Origin of the sequence: Streptomyces sp. NPDC047072 (assembly GCF_040643855.1) — a bacterium.
Classification (GTDB): Bacteria; Actinomycetota; Actinomycetes; order Streptomycetales; family Streptomycetaceae; genus Streptomyces.
Genome location: NZ_JBEYVC010000132.1, coordinates 1 through 22,303 on the forward strand (window position 1 = coordinate 1; position 22,303 = coordinate 22,303).

Below are 22,303 nucleotides of genomic sequence, written 5' to 3' on the forward strand. Positions count from 1 at the left end.
AGCCGAGGTTGCGCAGCGGGTCGAGGCCGGGATCGCCGACAGCGGTGGTACTGGCGAGATGGCGGGGGGAGACATAGACGTCTCCGTCGATGGTGTCGTTGTGGAGTGGCACAGGATCCTGGGAAAGGAAGGGAGGCAGGTCAGGGGCAGGGGATCAGGTGGTGAGGGCGAAGGCCGTTCGCAGGTCGGAGGGGCTGCCGGTGTAGTGCAGCGTGCGCAGTCCCAGGCGGCGGGCGGCGCGGCAGTTGTCGGCCCGGTCGTCCACGAACAGGACGCGTCCCGGGTCCGCGATGCCCGTGGCGGCCAGGGCGTGTTCGTACGCGGCCGGATCGGGCTTGCACACTTCCAGACGGGCCGAGTACAAGGCGTCGTCCATCAGGTGGCGCCGCCAGTCGGTGGCGTCCAGGACGTTGCTGAGGTGGGCCGGGGCGTTGGAGAGCAGCACCATGGGCAGCCCCGCGGTCCGGGCGCGGTACAGGATGTCGAGGACGTGGGGGTCGATGTGGGTCCACATGGCGGTGTCGGCCGTGCGTAGTTCGCGCAGCAGGCGCGGGCCGGGGTGGTAGCCGAGCACTTTGGCCCAGTACGCGAGGTCGCTGAGCTGTCCGGCGTCGTAGGGTTCGCGGGCCTTCCAGAAGGCGTGCTGGAGGGAGGCGAGGTCCGTGTCGGGCCAGCCGGCCAGCCTGGCGAGGTGCTGCCACTGGGCGAGGGTGGGCTGGACGCCGATGACGCCGTTGTAGTCAAGGATCACGGCGTCCACGCCGGTCAGGGAGGCGTAAGTGTAGGTCAAGGGGCGGCTTTCTCCAGGGCTTTGGAGGCGAGGACAGCGACGGTCGCGGCGAGGAGGGCGGGCAGCAGCAGCGCGTGCGGCAGGGCGGTGAAGGTGGCGAGGGCGCCGATGAGGGCGGGGCCGGCGAGCAGGCCGACGTAGCCGGTGACCGCGACGGTGGCGACCGCTCGCGGGCCTCCGGTGCCGGCGGCGGTGATCAGGCTGGGAATGGTGACGGACAGGCCCAGGCCGAAGGCCGCCCAGCCGAGCAGGGCGAAAATGATGGTGGAACCGGCCAGGCCGGTGGCGAGGCCGAGCGCGGCCACGGTGGCGCCGGTACGCACGAGTGCGGGGGCGCCAAGGCGGGCGCTGAGCCGGTCACCGGCGAGACGGCCTGTGGCCATGGCGCCGCTGTAGACAGCGTACGCTGCCGCGCTGGTCGCGGTAGTCGCACCGAGGTCATGTAGGTGGACGGAGGCCCAGTCGGCGGCGGCTCCCTCGCCCAGCAGGGTTGCTGCCGCGAGCGCGCCCAGCAGCCACAACCGGGGCCGCGGCAGGCCCCGGCGCCCGTCCTGGCCCGGGGCGACACGGCGGTGGACGGGTTCGAGTGCGGGGGCGGCGACGCAGCGCGTGAACCTGCTCGCCGCACATGCCGCCCCCGCGACAGCGGTGGCGACGGCGGTGAACACGACGGTGTGGGAGGCTTGCGCGGTGGCCGCGGCCAGCGCGGCGCCGGCGAGCGCGCCGAGGCTGTACGCCGCGTGCAGCCCGGCCATGACCGGGCGGCCGTAAGCGTCCTGGACCCGGACCGCGGCAGCGTTGGCGGCGACGTCGAGGACACCGTGCGCGGCGCCGAAGACCAAAGCCGCTGCCAGAAGACTCTCCAGGCTGTGACAGGCCCCGAGGACGGCGAGACAGGCGGCAAGACCGATGGCGCCGCCGGTCAGCAGCACGGGGAGGCGAGCCGGGTGGGCGAGGCGTCCGCCCATCTTCAGTCCGGCGACCATGCCGAGGGCGGCGGCCAGCAGGACCAGGGCGAGGGCGGGGGGGGCTCATCTCGGCGGCGTGCTGGACGTCGGGCATGCGTGCACCCCAGACGGCCATCACCACGCCCAGGCCGGCGAAGTACCCGGTCAGTAGTCGGCGGCTGCGCGCCAGTTCGGGCGCCACGGTCTGCTTCACGCCGTGTTCTCCCCAGCGCCCGAGGCACTCTGCGTGGCTGGTGTCACCTGAACGTCGAGGGCGCGGTAGGCCTCCTGGGCGCGGGCCTGGGCGAGGGTGGCGCTCGACCCGGTGGTGATCAGGTAGCCGATGCGGGCGGTGAACAGGTCGCCGCCGTCCTGCGGGAGCACGAGCCGGTCGCCGGCCTTTCGTTGGAAGCGAACGCGCTGCACGCCCGCGACGGGTTCCCTCATGCGGCAGGTGGTGAGGGTGCCGGAGTAGGCGGGGTAAAGGAAGCGGATCGCCGCGGCCTGGTGACGAGCGGGGGTGAGGTCGGGGGTGCGTCCGCAGGCGATGTCGGCGGCGGCGCGGGCGAGGTCGACGCCGGTGGCCAGGTGGACGAGGTGGCTGATCATGTCGCCAGCGATCCTCGCGTTGACCTCGATGAGGCGGGGGCGGTCGTCGACTAGACGGAGTTCGACGTGGCTGACGCCGTCGGTGACCCCGAGGGCCTCGAGCGCGGCGACGGCGGCCGGGGCCACGACGGCACGGAGCGGGTCGCCGGCGTCGACCACGTGCGCCAGTTCCTCGAAGTACGGCGCGCAGCCGACGGTCTTGCGGGTGACGGCGACGACGGTGCTCTGCCCCTGATGGGTGACGCACTCGACGCTCATCTCCGGACCGTCGAGATACTCCTCGACGAGCACCTGGGTGCTCTCCACGCCCTGGTCGGCGGTCCTGGCAGCGACGGCGTACGCGCCTGGCAGCTCGTCGGCGGTGTCCACGCGGACGACGCCCATGCTCGCGGCGTGCGCGGCGGGCTTGAGAACGACCGGGAAGCCGATACGCAGGGCCGCAGCCTGTGCCTCGTGCTCGGTGCGCACGCTCACCGAGGCGGCGGAGGGCACCCCGTGGCGGGCGAACAGGCTGCGGCTGGTGTGCTTGTTGCGGCAGCCTTGAAGTGCCTCGGGGGTCGTGGTGGGCAGGCCCAGCCGGCGGGCGAGCCGGGCGACGGGGACGAGGTGCCACTCGGTCCACGTCATCACCCCGGCTAGCGCGTGCCGCTCGGCGAGCGCGCGCCCGGCCTCATTCAGCGCCGTCTGGTCGGCAAGATCGGCGACCTCGTGGTCAAGGACGAACTCCTTCTCCCAGGTCGGCTCGGCGCCGGAGACGAGGACGACGTCGTAGTGGGCGGCGACGCTCTCAAGGCAGGTGCCGCGATACGCCTGGGCCTCCATGTCGGCGGCGGCCACGACCAGAACGACGGGGCGAGAGGACAACAAGGGCTCCAAACGGTGCGATGGGGACGGCGAGTTGAGGCACGGTGTGTGGGTCAGGGGGTGCGGCGTCGGCGCCGCTCGAAGGCGGACGCCCACTGGGGGTGGTCCTCGATCAACGTGCGGGCGTACGGGGCGGTGAAGGAGTTGTTGAGTCCGCGCCCGCCCGCCGGGAGCTGCCAGCGCAGGTCCGTGAACAGCGCCTTCAGCCCGACCCGGGTGGCGCCGAGGGCGATCCGGTCGGTCAGCGTCGGGCGCGCACCCGCTCGCAACGACGGCCGGTCCACCGGCAAGGCTTGGGGGGTGGCAAGGGTGCGGGCTGTGGGCATGGAGGCGGTCTCCGAGGGGGGATCTGGGCGTGACCGGGCGGGTCAGAGGCATCGGGCGCGCAGGGCGGGGGCGGTGCGCAGCCGGGCGAAGGCGGCGGTAAGGCCCAGGGCCTGCAGTGCGGCGCACAGGGTGATCAGGTGGCCGAGCTGGGTGGGCGGCACGGTGGCGACCAGGACGCCGGCGATGGGGAAGGGCAGCAGGAGCAGCAGAATGGTCAGCGACAGGGTGGCGCCGAACACGTCGGCGGGGATGAGACGGGAGCGCACGGTGCGCAGCACGACCGTCATGCCGCCTTCGCCGGCCATGAGGACGGCGATCAGGGCGAGATAGGTGTGGTAGGTGTCGGCGAAGGAGACGGCCAGGCACGCGACGGCGGCGATCGTGGCGGACACGGCGCCGACCAGCCACAGGCCGAAGCGGTCAATGGAGCGGCGGCAGACGGCGACCGCGATGAGGGTGGCGACGGCGGCGGCAGACCAGATCAGCCCGACATCGGCCATGGAGTGTCCGAGCTGTTGGACGACGATCACCGGAGTGGCGGCCTGCAACAGCCCGACGGCCAGGTTGGAGACCGTCAGCCCGGCCACCAGCCAGCTAAGGGTCGGCAGCGCCCGCAGGACCGACCATCCGGTGCGCAGCCCCTGGAGGACCGGCAGCGGCGCGGCGGGCTTGGCCCGGTGGCTCTCGCGAGGTGCCAGCATGCTGGTGAGCAGCGAGAAGACGGCGATCACGCCCAGCATCGCGGCGGCGCCCGCCCAGTCCAGCAGCAGCCCGGCCAGTGCCGGGCCCAACAGGGTGGCGACCTGGTCGATGCCCAGCAGCGCCGACTGCACGCGGTGCGCGCGGGCGCCAGCCTGACGGCCGGCTGCCCCGCCCGCGGTCTCGGCCGCGATGTAGGAGCATTCCCTGAGGATTCCGGTCAGCGCGGCGAGCAGCATGACGGCGAGCGTCGCGCCGTGACCCCCGGCTTGCGTTGGCAGGATGACCGCGGCGGCCAGGACGACCAGGGCCCGGCCGGCGGAGGCGGTACGGAGCACAGCGGTCGTGCCGTGGCGGTCGACCAGCGTGCCGGCGAAGGCGAACGCGCCCAGGCGCGGCACCCATTCCAGCGCGAACGCGAGGCCGGTCAGGGCCGCGGAGTGGGTGGTGGCCAGCACCAGCAGCGGGATGCCGTAGGTGGCCATGGCGAACGCGGCGGCGTCCGTGCTGCGCGGCAGGTAGATGCTGCGCAGGAGCGTGGGAACCGGCCGACGGGCATGACGGGGTCCGGCACAGGACCTCACGCAGCGCGCCCCGATTCCTGCGCCGAGTTCAGGGAGCGGGCGGTTTCCTGGCGCAGGACGCGCGGGTGCGCCGTGAGCCAGGCGGACAGTGCCGCCCAAGGGGCCTCCGGGTCAGATGCTGCGCCGGTGTGCTCCGGGCTGTCGTCCTGCGGTTGGAGGGCGTACTGGACACGTGTGACGAAGTCACTGGCCGGGTCGGGCAGTTGGCGGGCCCGGGCCCAGCGGGCGGCGGTGTCGTACACCTCGGCGAGGTCCTGGCCGCTCGCGGTGAGCTGGTAGCGGGCCGTGGCGTGTCCACGGGCGTGGATGAGGCCGAGGGAGTGTGCGGTGTCGATGGCGTGGCGCAGTTGTCCGGTGGCGAGGTCACCGAGGGCGCCCTGGAGGCTGCCGCGCCGGCGGCTGATGGGGCCGTTGTCGTCGATCTCAGTGACCAGGCGGATCAGCGCCGGCAGGGTCAGGGTCTGGATCGCGCGTCGTTCGCGCAGGATGCGGGCGGGCGGGGAGGCGGTCATCGGCGGGGGCCTCCTGTCGGGGTGATGGGGCGGGCGGGTATCTGGTGGGAGAAGAGGTCGCCGGGTTTCCAAGCCGGGCCGTGGGGCGGCGCGATGGTGGCCAGGGCCGGGGCGGGAGGCGGCGCGGCCGGAACTGCGGGTGCCGGAAGGCGGGCGGGGGTGGTTGCCCACGGGCCGGAGCGGGTCCGGGAGGGGGCGCTCCCTCGTCGGCGAAGCGGGTCGGTCTCGGCGGGTGGGCGGGCTGCCCAGGTGGTGATGGCCTTGAAGACGGGGGCGAGTGCCTGGCCGCTGGCGGACAGCTGGAAGTCGCCCTTGCCGACGGCCGTGACGAGGCCGTCGGCGACCAGGCGGTCCAGCGGTTTGTAGACGGTGTTCAGTCCGTAGCCGGGCATGGCCTCGGCGGCCAGGGTCTTGGCGCTGGCGCGGCCCCGGGACATGAGGGTCATCAGGATCGGGGTGGCGTGCCGCGGAGAGATCAGGACGATGGTGTCGTCGATGTTCTGGGCCGGGGGGATCCGCTCGGGCTCCAGCGCTCCGGTGGCCTTGCTGGTGACGAGCTGCTTCTCCAGGTGGGTGTCGCCCCAGGAGGCGATCTGGGCCAGGACGGGCAGCAATTCCGTGCCGCGGCGGGTCAGGCCGTAGGTGACGTGGCGCGGGGCGTACTCGGTGCGTTCGACGACGCCGGCGCTGGTGAGGTGGCGCAGCCGGGGGTGGAGCTGGCCGTCGGCGAGCCACGGCAGTTTGGGCTTGATCTCGGCGTAGCGCAGCGGCTGGGAGGAGAGGGTCATCAGCACCCACACGCTCCAGCGGGGGGTGAGCAGATCCAACGTCTTGGTGACACTGGCGAGGTCGTTCGGGGGGACGAGGGGCTGAGCGGTGGTGGCCAAGGATGGTGCTCCTCAAGCGGTGCGGGGCAGATCAGCGGGTGCGGGACGGGGCGGGCGCCGGGGCGGCAGGTGGGGGTGGCATCGCAGGTTCGGGGTCCGGGGCCGGTGCGCGGCGCAGTCCTGCCAGGACCGCGCCGGTGTTCTTGGCGCAGGTGTCGCGGGTGGCGACGGCCTCGGCGATGCGGCGGGCGCAGTCGAGGATGTGCCCGGCGGCGAAGCGGCCGATCTCCCGGTCGGGGGCGGTGAGCTCGCGCAGCCTCGCCAGCTGGAAGGCGATCGTGCGTTCGGCGAGGACCAGGTCGCTGTGGCCGCCGGTGAGTGCGGCGAGCAGGGTGGCGTCGGGAGTGCTGTCGGCGAGGGCTTCGAGTTCGGTGATCGGCTGCCCGAACAGCGCCTCGATGCGCTGGGCGATGATCTCGGAGACCGGGTGAGCCGTCTCAGGCTGGGGCAATCGGCGGACCTTCAGAGGCGGCTGGTCCGCACCGCCCCGGCACCGGGGGCGGGCGGGGCAGTGACGGTGATCTTCGGCTGGGCGAACTGCACGGGCTGGCGCGGGCGCTGGCCGGGAGCGGGCATGGTCCGCAGGAGGTCGTCGAGGGCGGCGACGTAGCCGTTGCGGCCGGCCAGCGCCGCGTCCAGCCAATGGGCGTCCCAGCGCAGGTCTTCGGCGGACAACTCGCCCAGGTCGCGATCGGCGGACATCGCGGCGCGGACGCGGTCCCGTACGCGGACGACCTGTTCCTCGGCGACGGCGAGGAAGCTGCGCAGTTCCAGCGCACGCTGCAGTGCGGCATCCGTCTCGCAGCGGGCCGCCTGCGCATACAGGTCGGCGACGGATGCGCCGAATGCCTTCTCCAGCGCGGTGTCGCGGCTGGTGGCCTTGTCGATCACGTTCATCGCGTCACCCCTCGCGCTGGAACACTCCGCGTGCCGGGCGGTGTGGGCGCCAAGGTGGGCAAAGCGGGGGCGCGGCGCGCGGCAGGGGTGGCGCCCCGCCAGGCGCCGGGTCCGCGCTTGCCGGGGGCGAGGGGGTCGAGGAGGTAGTCCACGACCATGGCGCGCCCGTCCCGTGCGGCGACCGCGGTGTTGACCCGGTGGGCCAACTCCATGGCGGCGTCGTCGAGTTCGCCCGGCTCGGTGCCTAGCGCCGCGACGAGCGCGTCCTCCGCCGTGTCGAGTGCGTCCTGGGATTCGGCGAGCAGGCCGTACCAGCGCACGACGCTGGTGGCATCCGGGGTGGCCTGGGGTGCCGCCGCGACTGCTCGGCGCAGATCGGCGAGCGGCATCTCAAAGCGGTCTTCGATCCGCTCGGCGACGACGCCCAGCACGTCCTGGCTGATCTCAGGCACGAAAAGGGCTCCTATCATTCGCGTTCTCGGGGGCGGGAAATCCTGGGCCGCGAATCCGGTCAGCACGGAGGCAAATCATCGAACTCACATGCCGCACAGGGGAATTGGGTGTCGGCCTGTTAGTCCAGGCACATGCCGGCCGGACGGTAGACGTACTTGGCGGAAACCCAGCCCGTGACGCCGGTCGTCTTGTCGGTGATGTAGCGCCACTTGCCGCTGGTCTTGTGCACGGTGAACTTGTGGCCCCGGTACAGAATCCCGAGCGCCTTGGAGTTGACGGATGCCTTGGCGCGGATGGTGACGGCCTTAGCGGTGAGCGTCCACGGCCCCGGCTTGCTGCAGGTCGGGTCGGTCACGGAGGCGGGAGCCAGGGAGGGCGCGGCGCTCGCGGTGGCGGAGGCCAGCGGCAGCGCGAGCGCACCGAGCAGGGCTACGGAGACAGCTATGTGGGTTGAGCGCATGGGGAATTGAGCTCCATATCAGCGAGAGGACATACGGGCGGAATGGCCGTGGGCGGATTCCGCGCGGCCGAGAACAAGAGTCCGGAGAATTCCCGGTTTCGGTAACCGGGGATTACGTGCTACCTTCGGCGCCACCTCGCCGAAGGCCGCCGGATTTGCGCCGTGCGGGTACGGCGGGAGCTAGGCCGGCGAGCCCTGAATTCAGTGGCCCTGACGGCGCGGAGCGGGGCGCGCGGGCGGAGCGGGGACACCTGGGGCGGTGGTGTGGCGTGCTGCCGGCGAGGCGGGCGGCAGCGGGATCCCCTCGCCGCTCCAGTGCGCCTCCCACCACTGGGCGGCGGCCTCGAAGGTGGCGAAGCCGCCCTCCCGCAGGGTGTGCGTCCGCGACTGGGTGTCGACCTCTTCGAGCAGGATCCGGAACGGAAGCGGCGCCTTCTCGTCGAGGGCGCGCAGGAGCACGGTGATCTCCATCGGACCGGTGTCGTGCGTGTAGCTGGTCAGCAGGGCGAAATGGTCGCCGTCGCGGCGCAGTCGCTGCTCCAGGGCGCGAGTGGCCTGGTCGGCAGGCGTGCTGTCCGTGCCGTCGGGCAGGAGGATCCGCTTCTCGGGGCAGCCGCGGGCGATCAGCCAGGACTGGGCCATCGCGGGCAGGGCGAAGGAGGCGTGGTCGAACTGGAAGGTCCCCGCGTTGGTGTCGCGCTTCAGGTGGAGGGCGACGAGCTGGGGCTCACCCGGGATGCCCCAGGTCACGGCGCCGTTGTGCAGGATGTAGAAGCTGTTCCGGTCATCGCTGGTGTGGTGCTCGGCCAGGACGGTGAGCTGGTCCTCCTCGATGCCGATGTGCTGCCAATACTGGTCGTCGACATCGTCGTTGAGGGCCCTGTAGCCGTCGAGGCGGAAATCCGGTGAGTGGGCGGGCATCGGTGCTTTCGGTTCGGCGGCGCCAACAGAGCTGCGGTCGGGTTGACTGGTTCAGCGGCGCGAGTGCACGGGAGACGAAGGGGCCGTCGGCCGGGGTGGCGGCGTGGTACCGGGCGGGCCCGTGGGACGCGGGACGGTGAGAGCGGCCCTGCCGGCGTCGGTGAGGGTGACGGGCTGGCCGGCGTGCACCGGGTGGGAGGTGTCACGCTCCACGAGGCCACTCGCCTCCAGGTGCTGCAGCTGGGCGTAGGAGATGCGGGTGCGTGAACCGGTCGCCACGGCGAGCCGGTGCGTGATCAAGTTCTCGTGCAGCTTGGCGCCCTGGGCGATGGCGAGCAGGGCCGCGATTTCCTTTGCCCCCACGTGCTGTGGCGTACGCGGCGGGGCGGCGGTTTCGATCGGCTCAAGCGCGGCGGCAGTCTTGGCCTGCCGGGCGTCGCGCACGTCGATGGCGTGCGCGAGCTGGTCGACGGTGCGCTCGATCCGCGTGAGCAGGGCCTGATCAACCGGGAATTCGCCGGAGGCCAGGCGGGCGAGACGGGCGCGGTGGAAGGTGACGTCCCGCTCGGCCCTGACGAGTTCGCGGTGGGCGTCCGCCAAGGCCGCGTGCGGGGTGTCAAGGAGACCGGCGGTGCGGTGCCTCCACAGCGCCTCGACGCTGCCCCCTGCGGCTGTCTCGATCCGGTGGTCGAACACGGTGCGCGGGCGGCGGTCGGGCGAGGACGCGGGAGGCGAGGTCATTTCGGAGCGGTCCGTGTGGGTGGGCCGGGGGCCGGGGCGTAGGCGTCCAGGGCGACGCGGACCTCGACATGAGGGCCGTCGTGGGTGTGCCGGGTGGGCCCAAGGCGCTCCAGCAGCCGGAGCATCGGCGTGTTGGAGGCGTGCGTGAACGCGGTGAGGGTGTGCGCCCCGCGGATGCGGGCCATCCGGGCCGCGTGGCGGGCCATGGCCGTTCCGATGCCGCGGCGCTGATGGTCGTCGGCGACCTGCAGTCCGAGGTCGAAGACGCCCGGCTGACGGCTGACGGGTCCGACGCAGACTAGGGCCAGGGGCCGCTCGTTCGCGTCGAGTCCGATCCAGCACCGCGCCTGGGCGAGCAGCCGGGCCAGGTCACGGGGTGTGAGGCGCATGCGGCCCCAGCGGCGCAGCAGATTCTCCGCGGAGCACTGTGCGTGGAAGGCGGCGACCAGGTCCCCGTCCGCCGCCGTCACACCTCGGGTGTATGCGAGGGCGGGGTGGGTCAGCAGGAGCAGTCCGAGCGGGCGGCCTGCAGGTCGTCGCGCCGGTAGGCCCGGTAGCTGCTGCCGTCGGCGTTGCGCGGTTTGCGGGCCTGGACGCCGTAGGGGCGCAGGAGCAGGGCGAGACGGATCGAGGTGAGGTCGGCGTAGCGCCAGCGTCCCTCGGCCTCGCCGGGCAGGTCGCGCAGGCGCGCGAGGAGCTCTGTGGTGCTGATGTACTGGGCCGCGCCCAGGGCGTCGAAGATGTCGAGGCACGCGTGGACGATCATCCACGGCCGACTCGGGCAGGTCAGGAACTCCTCACACGTGTCTTCGTGGCGGTCATCACCACCGTCGTAGACGTCGAGGCCGTCCAGATCGTTGAGGTCGTCGGGAACCTCCGGCTCCTCGAAGCCCAAGTTGTCGAAGCTCTCGACGTCGGGATCGAGGTCCGGTTCACCGTCGAACTCCTCGTCGTCCACCGGCTCGTCCTCGCCCTGGGGTCCGGGTTCGTACGCCGCCGCGCAGCAGCAGCAGGTGGCGGACAGCAGCGCGCTCAACTCGGCTCCGGCCGCCATGCGTTCGACCAGCAGGTCGGTGAGCGCATCGAGCCGCTCGGTCGCGCTGACGCCGGCGGGAGGTTCGGTGCCGGCCAGGTCGGCGAGCTGCCCATCGAGGTCCTGGATCTCGGCGAACACCTCGACGATGGCGCGGTGGTGCGGGTTCTCGGTGACCTGGGCCGGCGCCAGTACGGCGGCGGCGACCTGGTCGATCAGGCTGGGGAACTGCGTCAACGAGTGGGGCCCTTCAGGGTCGAGGACAGTGCGGGGCGGGAAAGGCCGGGCAGCGCGTAGGGCGGCGGTCCAGGCTTGGGCACGGGCGGGCGGACGCCCAACTGCGGGGAACGGGAGCGGGCGGCGTGGGTGCGCTCGCCCAGGGGCCGCCTCGTGATGCCGAGGCGGGCGCGGGCGGTGTCGTACACGTCGTGCGCCTGGCGCGGACGGACGGCGACGACATGGATCTCGGTGATGTAGGTGGAGGTGGCGGGCGCAGGCCGCTGGGCGTAGACGATGCGCCACGCGTTGCGGTGATCGACGTAGACCTTGCGGCATCCGACGAGATCACGGGTGAGCTTGGCGCCGAACAGGCGGGCGTTGACGATGTCCTGGAGCTGGGCGAGCGCAAGGTCGCGGATGTCGCCGGGGGCCTGGAGAAGGTCGGTCAGAGCACGCGGGTCGAAGGAAAGCCCGAAGGCCGGCCGGTCCTGACCGCTCATCCGGCCACCCGGCCGGACTCGCCATTCCCCACCGATTCCTCCTGCTCCTCGGACTTCTCAGAGGAGGTGGTCCGGCTGGAGGGCCGCGGGCCGGGCAGCAGGCGGTGGGCGGGCCGGTCCGGATCGGTCATGCATGCCGACAGCGGCCCGCCGGCCGCCCGGACGGCGGCCATGGCGTGGGTGAGGAAGTCCCGGTGCCACACGAACAGGCCGCTCAGCCCGGCCTCGGGATCCTTGTGCTGCTGGTAGGCCAGCCACAGGGCGTGCAGCCAGGCGACGACGTCCGGGTGTTCCTGCCACTGCTGGCACCACGGGGCGGCGGTGGTGACCTCCGCCCCGTAGACCCGGACCAGGAAGTCGTCCACCCAGTCGGACAGCGCGTCGAGTTCGTCCTCGTACTCCTCGCCCTCCAGCTCCAGGATCGGGCGGGGCTCCGGCAGCGCAGGCTGGGGCGCCAGGCCCGCGAAACCCGGCATGCCGAAGGCGCCGAACGCCGTTTCCGGGGGCAGCGGCGCGGAGGCGAGGCTGTCGAGCTGTCGGGCCTGTTCCGCGGACTGCTCCAGCAGTTTGCGGACGCTCGCCGAAACACTCTCCAGGTCGGAGTCCGGCAGCCGGACCGGTTCCGTCTCCCCGTCCTGTAGGGGGTTTATGGATTCAGGCACGAAAAGGGGCCTCCTTGAGCCGCAGCCGTCGGGCATCAATTGCGACTCAAACCATCCGGAGAATCCCCGGTTTCGGTAACCGGGACTTGCCTGCTATAACGCCAGGCGCGGCACGGCCAGGGCGTGGCGGGCCACACCCCAGCGGCCGTTCCGCACGGCACAACAGGGATCAGGACGTGAGGGTCAAGTCGTCCTGGGAGAGGGTCTGTTGCATCGTCTGCAAAAGCCGACCTTCTGCGATCTTCGCGTAGTGCTGGGTCTTCTCGACGCCGATGAACGAGCGGCCCTCCAGCAGGGCCGCGACCCCTGTCGAGCCCGATCCGCAGGTGAAGTCGAGCACCGTGCCGCCCGGCGGGGAGATCTGCACCAGCTCCCGCATGACGGAGACGGGCTTCTGCGTGATGTGCTGCCGGTTCTTGCCCGACGGCTGCGAGGCGCTGTATAGGCCGGGCAGGTAGACCGGATTGCGGGCGGCGTCGATCGGCCCGTTGGACGCCCACACGATGAACTCGCAGTTCTGGGTGAAGCGCCCCTTCTGGGGGCGGGCCTGCGGCTTGTGCCAGGCGAGCACGCCCCGCCAGAGCCAGCCGGCGGCCTGGATGGCGTCCGTGGTGATCGGCAGCTGCCGCCAGTCGGTGAACAGGAGCGCGGTGCCGCCGGTCTTGGCGAGCCGGTGCGCCTCGGTCATGAGCTGGGTCAGCCAGAAGCCGTAGCTGCGCTGGTCCATGTTCTCGCCGGTGAAGTCCGGCAGTTCGTGCCCGGCGTCGGCGGAGGTGTACTTCTGCTTCGCGCTGCGGGAGGTGCGCTCCTTGGCCGTGCGCCCGCCCGAGTTGTACGGCGGGTCGGTGATGACGGAGTCGACGCAGTCGTCCGGCAGTTCGGCGAGGACGCCGAGCGCGTCGCCCTGATGCAGGGAAAAAGGCAAAGAGATACCCCAATACGGGTCGGATGAAGGAGGGAGAGGTACTCCGGCTCGCCCGGACAACCCGCGGGACCGCATACGGGAAGGAAGGCACCACGGGTCCGCTCAGTGGGAGGGGCGAAGGGAGGAGCCAAAACTGTAGGGCACGATCCCCGGTTGAGCGCTATCGCTGCCGAAAACCCCGAAATCAAGCCTTGATCACCAACGATTTCGGCAACCGGGGATCCGCCCTTACTGTTTTGGAACTGCCCGGCCGACACAGCCGATGGCACATCCCCACCCCTGCCCTCATGGAGGTACCCCCATGTCCTGGCATACCTGACCCGACACCCCCATGCCGGTGCGAGCGGCAACTCGCACCCGGGCCCCTGATTCACCCACCACCCGGCCGTCGCGCCCATTCCTCAACACCGCACGCGCCGCCGGGACTTCACCAAGGACCTCGTCATGTCACCGCTCCGCTCACACCTGCCCGCGCACCGGCCTGCGGCCCGTGACCGCCTGCCCGGAGGCATCCCCGGTTGAAGGGCGTAGCCGCCGGCATCGGCGTCTTCGTCCTCTCCCCTCTCTTCCTCGCCGGCACGGCCATGCTGATGGCCACCAGCAGCGAGGCCGCCCAGAGCACCTATTCCTCCCTCACGTGCGTGGGCGACGTCGACACCGACACGGTCGTCGAGCAGGTCACCAAGATCCTCAACGGCGCGGACACCAAGACCGTCCGTGTCGAGGGCCTGTCCCTGCCCGAGGAGCAGATCCCCAACGCCCGCACCATCGTGGCCACCGGGATCAGCCTGCGCGTGCCGAAGAAGGGGCAGATCATCGCGCTCGCCATCGCGATGCAGGAATCCCGGCTGCGCAACCTCTCCTCCGGCGACCGCGACAGCCTCGGGCTCTTCCAGCAACGGCCGAGCCAGGGCTGGGGCACCGCCACGGAAATCCACGACCCCGTCCACGCCTCCACCCAGTTCTACAAGCACCTGCTCGCCGTGGACGGCTGGCAGCAACTGACCGTCACCCAGGCCGCCCAGGCGGTCCAGCGCTCGGCATACCCCGACGCCTACGCGCAGTGGGAAGAGCTGGCGAGCGCCCTCCAGAAGGCCATCGCCGCGACGTTCCCCGACACCGACCAGGACACCAGCACGGCCGACACCACCACCGGGTCCTGCACGGTGACCGAAGACGGTTCCGGGTACGGCACCATCCCCGAGGGCTCGGTACCCAAGGACTACTCGATCCCCAAGGACACCGACCCGACGGCGCGCAAGGCCATCGCCTGGGCCATGGTGCAGCTCGGCACGATGTACCAGTGGGGCGGCACCTGCACCGCGCCGCACGGCCCCGACCCGATGAGCCGCTGCGACTGCAGCTCACTGACCCAACAGGCGTACAAGCAGGCCGGCGTCACGCTCACCCGCACCACGTACACGCAGATCAACGAGGGCAAGGCCGTCTCGCCCAAGCATCTTCAGCCGGGTGACCTGATCTTCTCCCGCGGCAGCGCCGCCCGCCCCGAACACGTCGGCATGTACATCGGCTCGGGACTCGCGATCGAGGCGCCAAGGACTGGAAAACCAGTTCGAATCACACCTCTCGCGGACTGGGACATCCTCGCCGCGCGCCGCGTCACCTGATCCCCGTTCCGGGCCCGGCAGCCCGGGCTCACCACACCTGACCAGAGGCCCGTCCGCCTGCGGACGGGGCCCACAGGACACGCCGCCCTGCCGATCCTCCTTCCCCCTGACACCACGGAGCACCTCCTTGATATCCCGTCACCACGCCCAGCGCGCCCTCGCGGCAGCCTCTCTGGGCCTGGCCATCGCCGCCGGCGGCCTGGCCACCGCCTCCACCGCGCAGGCGTACGACACCGACACCACCAAGATCTCGTGCAGCGCGGTCAAGGTCCGCAAGTCGCCTTCGACAACGGCCGCCACGGTCGGCGTCGCCTACCGCAACGACAAGATCACCTACGACCAGTGGGTCTACCGGAAGGCCACCAAGACCTGGTGGACCCGTGGCACCGTGACCCGCAAGTCCGACGGCAAGAAGCTGCGCGGCTACGTGATCTACAAGTGCGCCAACCCGTACGGCACCAACGGTGCCCCCACCCCGTCGGTCCCGAAGTAGCGCACCCCGGCCGCCACTTCGGATTCCGAGCCGGAGCGCTATCGCCAACGGCCCGCCCGAGGCGCGGCCTCGCCCGAGCCTCACCGCGGTACCAGCCGTGTTCTCGTGCACGCCTCCCTGCGCGGGCGTCGATCTGGCCGGCCGCCCCCCGTCGAGCCATCGGCCCTCCCTCTTTCAGGCGCTCGCCTCCCCTCCCCCTTCTTCTGTGATTCCCGCGTGCCGGCCTTCGGCGCGCGCAAGGAGCCTCTTTGCCCCTGCTCGAAACCGTGCAGTACCTGGCCTACGACCCCGGCATCACGCCCTCCGGCGGCGGTCTGCCCGGCCTGGCCGTACTGAAGAACGTGGTCAACTCGATCAACCTGTTCGCCATCGTCGCGGTGGTCGGCGCGCTCGCCGTCTCCCTGGGCGTGTGGGCCTGGGGCCACCACACCGGCGGACACCAGGCCGAGGCCAACGGCAAGAAGGGCGCCGTCGTCGCGGCGGGCGCCGCCCTCGGGCTCGGCGCCGCCAACGGGATCGTGGCGTTCTTCTCCGCCCTGGGGTCGCAAGTCCACTGATGCCGAAACGACTCCCCTCCCTGTCCGGCTACGGCCTCGGCTGGTCGACCCGGCAGCGCGTCACGGTCATCACGACCGGCCTCGCCGTCCTGCTGGCCCTCGCCGCCGCCGTTGCCCTGTTCACCGGCCGCACCACCACCGGCGACAGCCGGGCCACCGTCCCGTCGTCCGAGCCGAGCAGCAGCACCTCCTCATCCGCCGGCCCGACAGCATCGGCCGGAGCCGGTTCGGCGGCGACGCCGCCACCGGTCGCCGACCCGGTGGCGTTCGCCAAGGCCGCCGCCGCAATGCTGTGGTCGTACGACACCCGCACCACCAGCCGCGATGAGGAGTTCGCCGGGATGCGGGCGTGGCTGACGGCGGAGACCAAGTACGGGGACTGGCCCTCGATCGTCGCGCAGGTGCCGGATCCGGTGCTGTGGTCGCGGATGGCTGACCAGGACCAGTACGCCACCGCCACCATAACCGAGGCCCACTACCCGGCCGCGTTCAAGGAAGCACTGGCAGACGATCCGTCGGCGATCACCAAGGCGTACATCTACGCCGTCACCGTCACCGGCAAGCAGCAGATCGCCTGGAAGAAGGGCGGAGCCGGAGCCGAGGACCGCTCCATCACCCTCGCCGTGCAGTGCCGCCCCAACGCGAACTGCTCCCTGGTCGCCATCGCCCCGAGCGTCGTGCCCTGACACACCCAGCCCACCTGAGAAAGGAGCATGACGCCTCTTGGGCTTCTGCGACCTCCCCCTCGCGGACAAACTCTGCGCCGTCGGCGACGCCGTCGACTTCGCCTCCGACCCGGGCGCCGCCATCGGCAACTGGATGGCCAAGAGCGCGGGTGAACTCGCCGCCGCCGCAGCCGACCTGGCCGCCGAGGCAGTCAACACCACCACCAACGTCGACCTCAACGCGACGTGGTTCCGCGACAACTACGAGATGATCCTCCCGATCGGCCTGATCATGCTGGTCGGCACGTTCTGCGCCCAGCTGGTACGCGCCGCGATCCGCCGCGACGGCCAGGCACTCACCCAGGCATTCACCGGCACCGCCACCGGCGTGATCTTCGCCTTCACCGCGATCGCCTTCACCACCGTCGTCATCGAAGTCGTCGACGCCCTCTCCGACGGACTCTTCAAAGCCGCCAACCTCGACATCGCCACGGCGGTGCGGCGCATCGTCAAGGTGGGACAGATCGCCGAACTGTCCGGACTGGGCTGGCTCGTCACCGTCTTCGTCGGCGTCGGCGCCACGATCGGGGCTTTCCTCTACTGGTGCGTGATGGTGGCCCGCAAGGTCGGCATCCTCGTCATGGTCACCCTCGCCGTCTTCGCCGGAGCCGGCGGCGGCTGGGAGGTCGCCCGGCGCTGGCGCAAGGGGTGGATCGAAGCCACCGCCACCCTTGTGGTCAGCAAGCTGTTGATGACCGTGATCTTCGTGCTCGGGATCGCGGCGATGGGCAAGACGGAGGCCAAGGATGGCATCGCCGCCCTCGCCGACGTGATGGCCGGCATCGTCATCATGGCCTTGGTGTTGTTGTGCCCGTACGCGACGTTCAAGTTCGTGCACTGGGCCGCCTCCGAAGGCTCCGACGCGGAAACGCTGCACCGCTCCGGCGGCGCGGGCGCGCAAATCGCCCGCCAGCATGTCGAGCGCGCCGGGCGCAAGGCCGCCGCCGCGGTCGCCACCGGAGGAGCCGCAGCCGGAGCGGGCGCCGCTCCTCAGGGACCGGAATCGGTTCCGGGCGGATTCCCCGGCGACATCGCCGCCCACCCCACGCCGGGCACCGGCAAGGAAGGCGGCAGCCCGAGCGCGCCGTCGTCCGCAGCCGAGGGGATCAAGAGCGGTCCGGACAAGGCTGTTCAGCCCCCGCCGACCAGTCCCCGTGACGACACCAGTGGCCAGATCGGCGGTGCCCCCGGACAGGGAGGCGCTCCGGGATCGCCCTCCGGAGGCAGCGGCTTCATGTCGCAGCCCGGCGCCGGCACCTCGGCTCCGCCGCCGCAGGGTGCCCCGCCTCCGCCGAACCCGACCGGCATCGCCGGCGCAACCGGAACGCCGCCGCCCACCGGTCTGTGACCTTGCCCGACTCCGGGGCGGCACACGCCGCGTACGGCCTCGCCGCGTGCCGCCCCGACCACCGTTCACGCGCACCACCGAAAGCGGCCCTTGTCTGATCTCACCGCCACCCCGCTCACCGTCAAATTCCCCCGCCGGTCCCGGCGCGGCATCCTGCTCGGCCTCTCCCTGCCCCAACTCACCCTCACCTCGGGCACGTTGGCGCTGCTCCTGGTCACAGTGGTGTCCACCGGGCTGCTCGGCGCCCTCGCCCTCACCCCGCTGTGGGCCACGGTCATCGCCCTGGTCGCCGTCCGCCGGCATGGCCGCTCACTGATCGACTGGGCACCGATCGTCTGGCGCTTCGCCCAGCGGCGGCGCACCGGCCAGAGTCTGTGGCTGGCCCGGCCGGTCACCCGACCCCGGCAGGACGGCATCCTGCACCTGCCCGGCACCGCCGCCTCCCTGCGTGTCGTCACCCCCGGCGACTCCGCCAACGGCGCCGCCGCCGTACACGACCCGCATCAGCAGACTTTGACCGCCGTCGCCCGCGTCGCCTCACGCGCCTTCGCGCTCCTCGACCCTGCCGCTCAGAACCACAACGTGAGCAGTTGGGGGCGGGCCCTGGCCGGTGTCGCCCGGACCGGGCACGTCGCCACCGTGCAGGTCCTGGAACGCACCGTCCCCGACTCCGGCGACACTCTCGCCCGCCACTGGACCCGACAGGGCCGCCCCGACACCCAGGTCGCCGGACAGATCTACTCCGACCTGGTCGCCTCCGCAGGCCCTGCCGCAGCTCCGCACGAGACGTACCTGGCGATCTCCCTCGACCTGAAGGCCGCCAAGCGATTGATCTCCCAGGCCGGCGGCGGGCTGCCCGGGGCGTTCACCGTGATGGAGCAGACCACGGCGTCGATCGCACAGGCCGCGCGCAGTGCCGGACTGATGGTGACCAGCTGGCTTACGGCCCGCGAGATCGCCGCCGTCATCCGCACCGCCTACGACCCCAGCGCGCTGTCCGCGCTGCAGCAGTGGTCCACCTCCGGGCGGGCCGAGGCCACCCCGGCCGCCGCCGGGCCCGTGGTCCAGGTCGAGGAGTACGACCGGCTCGCCACCGACACCGCACGGCATGCCACCTACTGGGTCGAGGACTGGCCCCGCACCGAAACCAGCGCCGGGTTCCTCCACCCCGTGATGTTCACCGCCGGGGTCCGCCGCACCCTCTCCCTCATCTACGTGCCGCAGGGGATCGAGTCCGCGCTGCGTGACGTGCAGCGCACCAAGGCGGCGATCATCGCGGATGCCAAAGAGCGTTCCCGCCGCGGGCAGGTCGACTCCGAAGCCGACTCCGTCGAGTACGCCGACGTGAAGGTCCGCGAACGCCAGCTGATCGCCGGGCACGCCGATGTGGCCCTGACCGGTCTGCTCACCGTGTCCGCCGAGACCGACACTCTGCTCGATGCCGCGTGTGCGCAGATCGAGACCGCCGCCGTCACCGCCCAGGTCGACCTGCGCCGGCTCCTCTACCAGCAGCCCGCCGCCTTCACGCTCGGCGCTCTCCCGCTCGCCCGCACCGCCCTGTAATCCCGCCGCGGCACCGGACGACGTCCTGCCGCCACGGCAGGAAGGAACTCTTCCCCCTTTTGACCTCTGCTCTCCCGGTCGGCGACGCGTACCCGTATCTGCGGGCCGCCAGCGCCGGCATCCGCCACCACGCCCGCACCCTCACCCCCCTCAGGGAGCCGGTCTCCTCGCCGGCGGACCGCGCGCACCTCGACGTCCTGCACGCCCATCTGACCGCGCTGCACCAGCTGCTCGACCAGCTCGCCGAGACCTCCCGGCCGCCGCATCCCGCCGCCGGTCGCCATCTGGCCACCGCGCATACCCGGCTGTTCCAGGCCGCCGCCGCGGTGCACGACGCCTACCACCTCCTGCCCGCCGCGGACGAGACGCCGAGGGACACGGAATGTCCCCCCGAACAGCTACCCGCGGGACCGCCCGTCCTGACCATCTGCCGGCGCCACCTCGCCGCCGGGCACGTCGTCCGCCGCAAGACCACCCCGAGCGATCTCAACACCCCGCTGCACGGCCACACCACGACGTGCAGCCGGTAATCCCGCATCACCGAAAGGCCCTGAAATTGCACGCCCTGAAGCGCTCCACCTCCGCCGTCCTCGTTCTCGCCGCGCTCGCCGGTACCGCGGCCTTGGCGACCGCCACTCCGGCGTCCGCCGCCAGCTACCACTGCAAGACCAGCAGCCACTCCGTCGACGACCCGAGCTACAACGGCCCGGACTCCGACAACTGGGACTTCGACGTCACGCTGTGCGGCATGCGCTCCGGCGGCACCATCTACACCACCGCCACCGTGTACTGGGACGGCCCGTACACGGCCAAGAACCGCAGCACGTACACCTTCAACAAGGCCAAGTTCCAGCTCCAGACCAAGCGCAGTGTCAGCGGCACGGACCCGGTCGTGAAGTCCGGCGCCTACACCGGGCTGGAGTACGCGCTCGAACACAGCAGCGGCTACGGGAACGGCTCCTACTCGACCGGCACCCTCAAGTACCCGGCAGGATCGGGCCGTTACCTCGCCGACGGCTACATCCAGCTGGACTGGTCGGGCGACGGCAAGGGCTATCGCAGCCCAGTGCTGTTCACCGCCTCGCCGGTCGTCTGATCTCCGCGCCCCGTCCAGACCCGCCGCCTTCGTGAAAAGCCGCCCCGCCATGAGTCACCGGCCCGCACGCCGTGCCCGCCGCGCCAGCGCCAGCCCCCTGTTCACCCCGCACGGCAGCGACCGCGCCTCCCGCCAGGCCGCCCGCCGTCAGCTCGCCGAGGCCGCCGCGAAGGCCCGCGCCGAAGCAGCCGCCCGCACCGGTGGCACCGCCGCGGAGGAACAGGAGATGCCCCCTCCCCTCTTCCCGTCCGCCGGGCGGCCCGGACCCGCGTCCGCCCGCCACAGCAGGCTCAAGCTGCCCGCCCACCGTATGACCACCGCCACGGCGTCGGGGGCGTATCCGTTCCTCGCCGAGGGCGGGCTGGGGGCCGAGGGCATCTACATCGGCCGCGACGTGCACGCGGAGGCGTCGTTCTGTTTCGATCCGTTCGCCCTGTACGGCAAGATCGAGGGCTTCACCAACCCGAATGTGCTGCTGGCCGGGGTGATCGGACAGGGCAAGTCGGCGCTCGCGAAGTCCTTCGCGCTGCGGTCGATCGCCTTCGGATACCGGGTCTATGTCCCGTGTGATCCCAAGGGGGAGTGGACGCCGGTAGCTCAGGCGCTGGGCGGCACCTCGATCGCGCTCGGGCCGGGTTTGCCCGGCAAGCTGAACCCGCTGGACGCGGCGCCGCGGCCGAACAGTGTCTCGGAGGCCGACTGGACGGGCGAGATCCGCAAGCGCCGTCTGCTGCTGCTCGGCTCGCTGGCCCGTACCGTGCTGGGGCGGGAGCTGCTGCCGATGGAGCACACCGGCCTCGACGTCGCGCTGGATGCGGTCGTCACCCGGGCCGCCGCGGCGGGAAGAACCCCGCTGCTCGGTGACATCGCCGCCACCCTCAACGACCCCGCCGAACTCGACGCGGCCGGCGGCATCATGTCCGGCCGGCTCGGCGACGCCTCCCGCGACCTCGCCCACGCCATGCGCCGCCTCGTCCACGGAGACCTCGCCGGGATGTTCGACGCTCCCAGCACGGTGGCGTTCGATCCCAACTCGCCGATGCTGACCATCGACCTGTCCCGGCTCGGCGGAACCGGCGACGACACCGCACTCGTCCTCGCCATGACCTGCGCGTCCGCCTGGATGGAAACCGCCCTGTCCGACCCTGACGGCGGCCGGAGATGGATCGTCTACGACGAGGCGTGGCGCCTGATGCGCCACCCCGGCCTGCTGCAGCGCATGCAGTCCCAGTGGAAACTGAGCCGCGGCCTGGGCATCGCCAACCTCATGGTCATCCACCGGCTGTCCGACCTGCTCACTGCCGGCGACGCCGGATCCCGCGGACGCGCCCTCGCCGAAGGGCTCCTCGCAGACTGCTCCACCCGCATCATCTACCGGCAAGAGACCGACCAACTCCATGCCGCAGCAGCTCTGTTGGGCCTCACCTCGGTGGAAAGCGACGCACTCGCCCATCTCAACCGAGGGCGCGGCCTGTGGAAGGTAGCCGGACGATCTTTCATCGTCCAGCACCTCCTCCATCCGCACGAGCTGTCGCTCTTCGACACCGACGCCCGGTTGCGGTAACGCCCGCACACCCCCGTGATCTATCGGAGCCACTACCGCACCATGTCCATCCATATTGTCTGGGACTGGAACGGCACCCTCAAAGACGACCGAGCAGACCTGCTCGGCGCCGTGAACCACACGCTCAAAGGGCTGCGGGCTGCTCCCATCGACCTCGCGACCTACGACACGTCCTGCCCGTGCGCCGCTTGTACACCCAGCTGGTCAACCGGACGCTCACCGACAACGAATGGGCCACGCCCAAAGGGATTTCACCGACTTCCTGCGCGACCGGCCGCCGCGACTGCGTGACGATGCCG

General features: G+C 71.5%; 26 protein-coding genes and 1 pseudogene. 9 read left to right on the plus strand and 18 right to left on the minus strand.

Annotated elements, in window-relative coordinates; all coding sequences use genetic code 11:
* Positions 1 to 154: 154 nt before the first annotated feature.
* The 18 genes and pseudogenes from ABZ896_RS37845 to ABZ896_RS37930 all read right to left on the minus strand — a co-directional run bounded on the left by ABZ896_RS37845 (position 155) and on the right by ABZ896_RS37930 (position 13,030).
* Positions 155 to 790, minus strand: a complete 636-nt coding sequence (locus tag ABZ896_RS37845) for an HAD family phosphatase (protein WP_360939325.1) — start codon at positions 788 to 790, stop codon at positions 155 to 157.
* Positions 787 to 1,951: pseudogene (locus ABZ896_RS37850) on the minus strand (MFS transporter). The gene ABZ896_RS37845 and the pseudogene ABZ896_RS37850 overlap by 4 nt, the downstream one beginning before the upstream one ends.
* A complete protein-coding gene (locus ABZ896_RS37855) occupies positions 1,948 to 3,168 on the minus strand; it encodes an ATP-grasp domain-containing protein (protein ID WP_360939391.1) in 1,221 nt (406 codons plus the stop codon). Before ABZ896_RS37855 ends, ABZ896_RS37850 begins: the two are co-directional and overlap by 4 nt.
* A 95-nt stretch (positions 3,169 to 3,263) precedes the next feature.
* Positions 3,264 to 3,536: a hypothetical protein gene (locus tag ABZ896_RS37860; protein ID WP_360939327.1), complete on the minus strand. Its 273-nt coding sequence runs from the start codon at positions 3,534 to 3,536 to the stop codon at positions 3,264 to 3,266.
* 42 nt (positions 3,537 to 3,578) lie between these two features.
* Positions 3,579 to 4,820, minus strand: coding sequence for an MFS transporter (locus tag ABZ896_RS37865; protein WP_360939329.1), 1,242 nt, complete (start codon positions 4,818 to 4,820; stop codon positions 3,579 to 3,581).
* Positions 4,817 to 5,332: a hypothetical protein gene (locus ABZ896_RS37870; protein WP_360939331.1), complete on the minus strand. Its 516-nt coding sequence runs from the start codon at positions 5,330 to 5,332 to the stop codon at positions 4,817 to 4,819. The genes ABZ896_RS37865 and ABZ896_RS37870 overlap by 4 nt, the downstream gene beginning before the upstream one ends.
* Positions 5,329 to 6,219 (minus strand): helix-turn-helix domain-containing protein, encoded by an 891-nt coding sequence (locus ABZ896_RS37875; protein ID WP_360939333.1) that lies wholly within the window; start codon positions 6,217 to 6,219, stop codon positions 5,329 to 5,331. Before ABZ896_RS37875 ends, ABZ896_RS37870 begins: the two co-directional genes overlap by 4 nt.
* Positions 6,220 to 6,250: 31 nt before the next feature.
* Entirely contained in the window at positions 6,251 to 6,670 is a 420-nt protein-coding gene (locus tag ABZ896_RS37880; RefSeq protein WP_360939335.1) for a hypothetical protein, read from the minus strand.
* An 11-nt stretch (positions 6,671 to 6,681) separates the two neighbouring features.
* Positions 6,682 to 7,116 carry a hypothetical protein gene (locus ABZ896_RS37885; protein WP_360939337.1) on the minus strand — a complete coding sequence of 145 codons (435 nt, stop codon included), beginning with the start codon at positions 7,114 to 7,116 and terminating at the stop codon, positions 6,682 to 6,684.
* On the minus strand, positions 7,113 to 7,568 hold the full coding sequence (locus ABZ896_RS37890; protein ID WP_360939339.1) for a hypothetical protein: 456 nt from the start codon (positions 7,566 to 7,568) through the stop codon (positions 7,113 to 7,115). The genes ABZ896_RS37885 and ABZ896_RS37890 overlap by 4 nt, the downstream gene beginning before the upstream one ends.
* Before the next feature lie 119 nt (positions 7,569 to 7,687).
* A complete protein-coding gene (locus ABZ896_RS37895; protein WP_360939341.1) occupies positions 7,688 to 8,029 on the minus strand; it encodes an SH3 domain-containing protein in 342 nt (113 codons plus the stop codon).
* Between the two features lie 201 nt (positions 8,030 to 8,230).
* Positions 8,231 to 8,950, minus strand: coding sequence for a hypothetical protein (locus tag ABZ896_RS37900; RefSeq protein WP_360939343.1), 720 nt, complete (start codon positions 8,948 to 8,950; stop codon positions 8,231 to 8,233).
* A gap of 51 nt (positions 8,951 to 9,001) precedes the next feature.
* A complete protein-coding gene (locus ABZ896_RS37905) occupies positions 9,002 to 9,691 on the minus strand; it encodes a hypothetical protein (RefSeq protein ID WP_360939345.1) in 690 nt (229 codons plus the stop codon).
* Positions 9,688 to 10,161, minus strand: a complete 474-nt coding sequence (locus ABZ896_RS37910) for a GNAT family N-acetyltransferase (RefSeq protein WP_360939347.1) — start codon at positions 10,159 to 10,161, stop codon at positions 9,688 to 9,690. Before ABZ896_RS37910 ends, ABZ896_RS37905 begins: the two co-directional genes overlap by 4 nt.
* A gap of 29 nt (positions 10,162 to 10,190) precedes the next feature.
* Positions 10,191 to 10,961 (minus strand): DUF3631 domain-containing protein, encoded by a 771-nt coding sequence (locus ABZ896_RS37915; protein WP_360939349.1) that lies wholly within the window; start codon positions 10,959 to 10,961, stop codon positions 10,191 to 10,193.
* Entirely contained in the window at positions 10,958 to 11,443 is a 486-nt protein-coding gene (locus tag ABZ896_RS37920; RefSeq protein WP_360939351.1) for a hypothetical protein, read from the minus strand. Before ABZ896_RS37920 ends, ABZ896_RS37915 begins: the two co-directional genes overlap by 4 nt.
* Positions 11,440 to 12,105, minus strand: coding sequence for a DUF4913 domain-containing protein (locus ABZ896_RS37925; protein WP_360939353.1), 666 nt, complete (start codon positions 12,103 to 12,105; stop codon positions 11,440 to 11,442). Before ABZ896_RS37925 ends, ABZ896_RS37920 begins: the two co-directional genes overlap by 4 nt.
* 169 nt (positions 12,106 to 12,274) lie before the next feature.
* Complete coding sequence (locus ABZ896_RS37930) at positions 12,275 to 13,030, minus strand: site-specific DNA-methyltransferase (protein ID WP_360939355.1); 756 nt, start codon at positions 13,028 to 13,030, stop codon at positions 12,275 to 12,277.
* 518 nt (positions 13,031 to 13,548) lie between these two features.
* Between ABZ896_RS37930 and ABZ896_RS37935 the strand changes: the two genes are divergently transcribed.
* The 9 genes from ABZ896_RS37935 (at position 13,549) to ABZ896_RS37975 (ending at position 22,004) form a co-directional block, all read left to right on the plus strand.
* A complete protein-coding gene (locus ABZ896_RS37935) occupies positions 13,549 to 14,658 on the plus strand; it encodes an NlpC/P60 family protein (RefSeq protein WP_360939357.1) in 1,110 nt (369 codons plus the stop codon).
* Positions 14,659 to 14,785: 127 nt separating this feature from the next.
* A complete protein-coding gene (locus tag ABZ896_RS37940) occupies positions 14,786 to 15,151 on the plus strand; it encodes a hypothetical protein (protein WP_360939359.1) in 366 nt (121 codons plus the stop codon).
* A 248-nt stretch (positions 15,152 to 15,399) separates the two neighbouring features.
* Positions 15,400 to 15,708: a DUF6112 family protein gene (locus tag ABZ896_RS37945; protein ID WP_360939361.1), complete on the plus strand. Its 309-nt coding sequence runs from the start codon at positions 15,400 to 15,402 to the stop codon at positions 15,706 to 15,708.
* Entirely contained in the window at positions 15,708 to 16,394 is a 687-nt protein-coding gene (locus tag ABZ896_RS37950) for a hypothetical protein (RefSeq protein WP_360939363.1), read from the plus strand. Before ABZ896_RS37945 ends, ABZ896_RS37950 begins: the two co-directional genes overlap by 1 nt.
* 37 nt (positions 16,395 to 16,431) lie before the next feature.
* Positions 16,432 to 17,781: an ATP-binding protein gene (locus ABZ896_RS37955; protein ID WP_360939365.1), complete on the plus strand. Its 1,350-nt coding sequence runs from the start codon at positions 16,432 to 16,434 to the stop codon at positions 17,779 to 17,781.
* 90 nt (positions 17,782 to 17,871) lie between these two features.
* Positions 17,872 to 19,344: an SCO6880 family protein gene (locus tag ABZ896_RS37960; RefSeq protein ID WP_360939367.1), complete on the plus strand. Its 1,473-nt coding sequence runs from the start codon at positions 17,872 to 17,874 to the stop codon at positions 19,342 to 19,344.
* Between the two features lie 59 nt (positions 19,345 to 19,403).
* Positions 19,404 to 19,874 (plus strand): DUF6238 family protein, encoded by a 471-nt coding sequence (locus ABZ896_RS37965; RefSeq protein ID WP_360939369.1) that lies wholly within the window; start codon positions 19,404 to 19,406, stop codon positions 19,872 to 19,874.
* Between the two features lie 26 nt (positions 19,875 to 19,900).
* Positions 19,901 to 20,440: a hypothetical protein gene (locus tag ABZ896_RS37970; RefSeq protein ID WP_360939371.1), complete on the plus strand. Its 540-nt coding sequence runs from the start codon at positions 19,901 to 19,903 to the stop codon at positions 20,438 to 20,440.
* 49 nt (positions 20,441 to 20,489) lie between these two features.
* A complete protein-coding gene (locus ABZ896_RS37975) occupies positions 20,490 to 22,004 on the plus strand; it encodes an ATP-binding protein (protein WP_360939373.1) in 1,515 nt (504 codons plus the stop codon).
* Positions 22,005 to 22,303 lie beyond the last annotated feature (299 nt).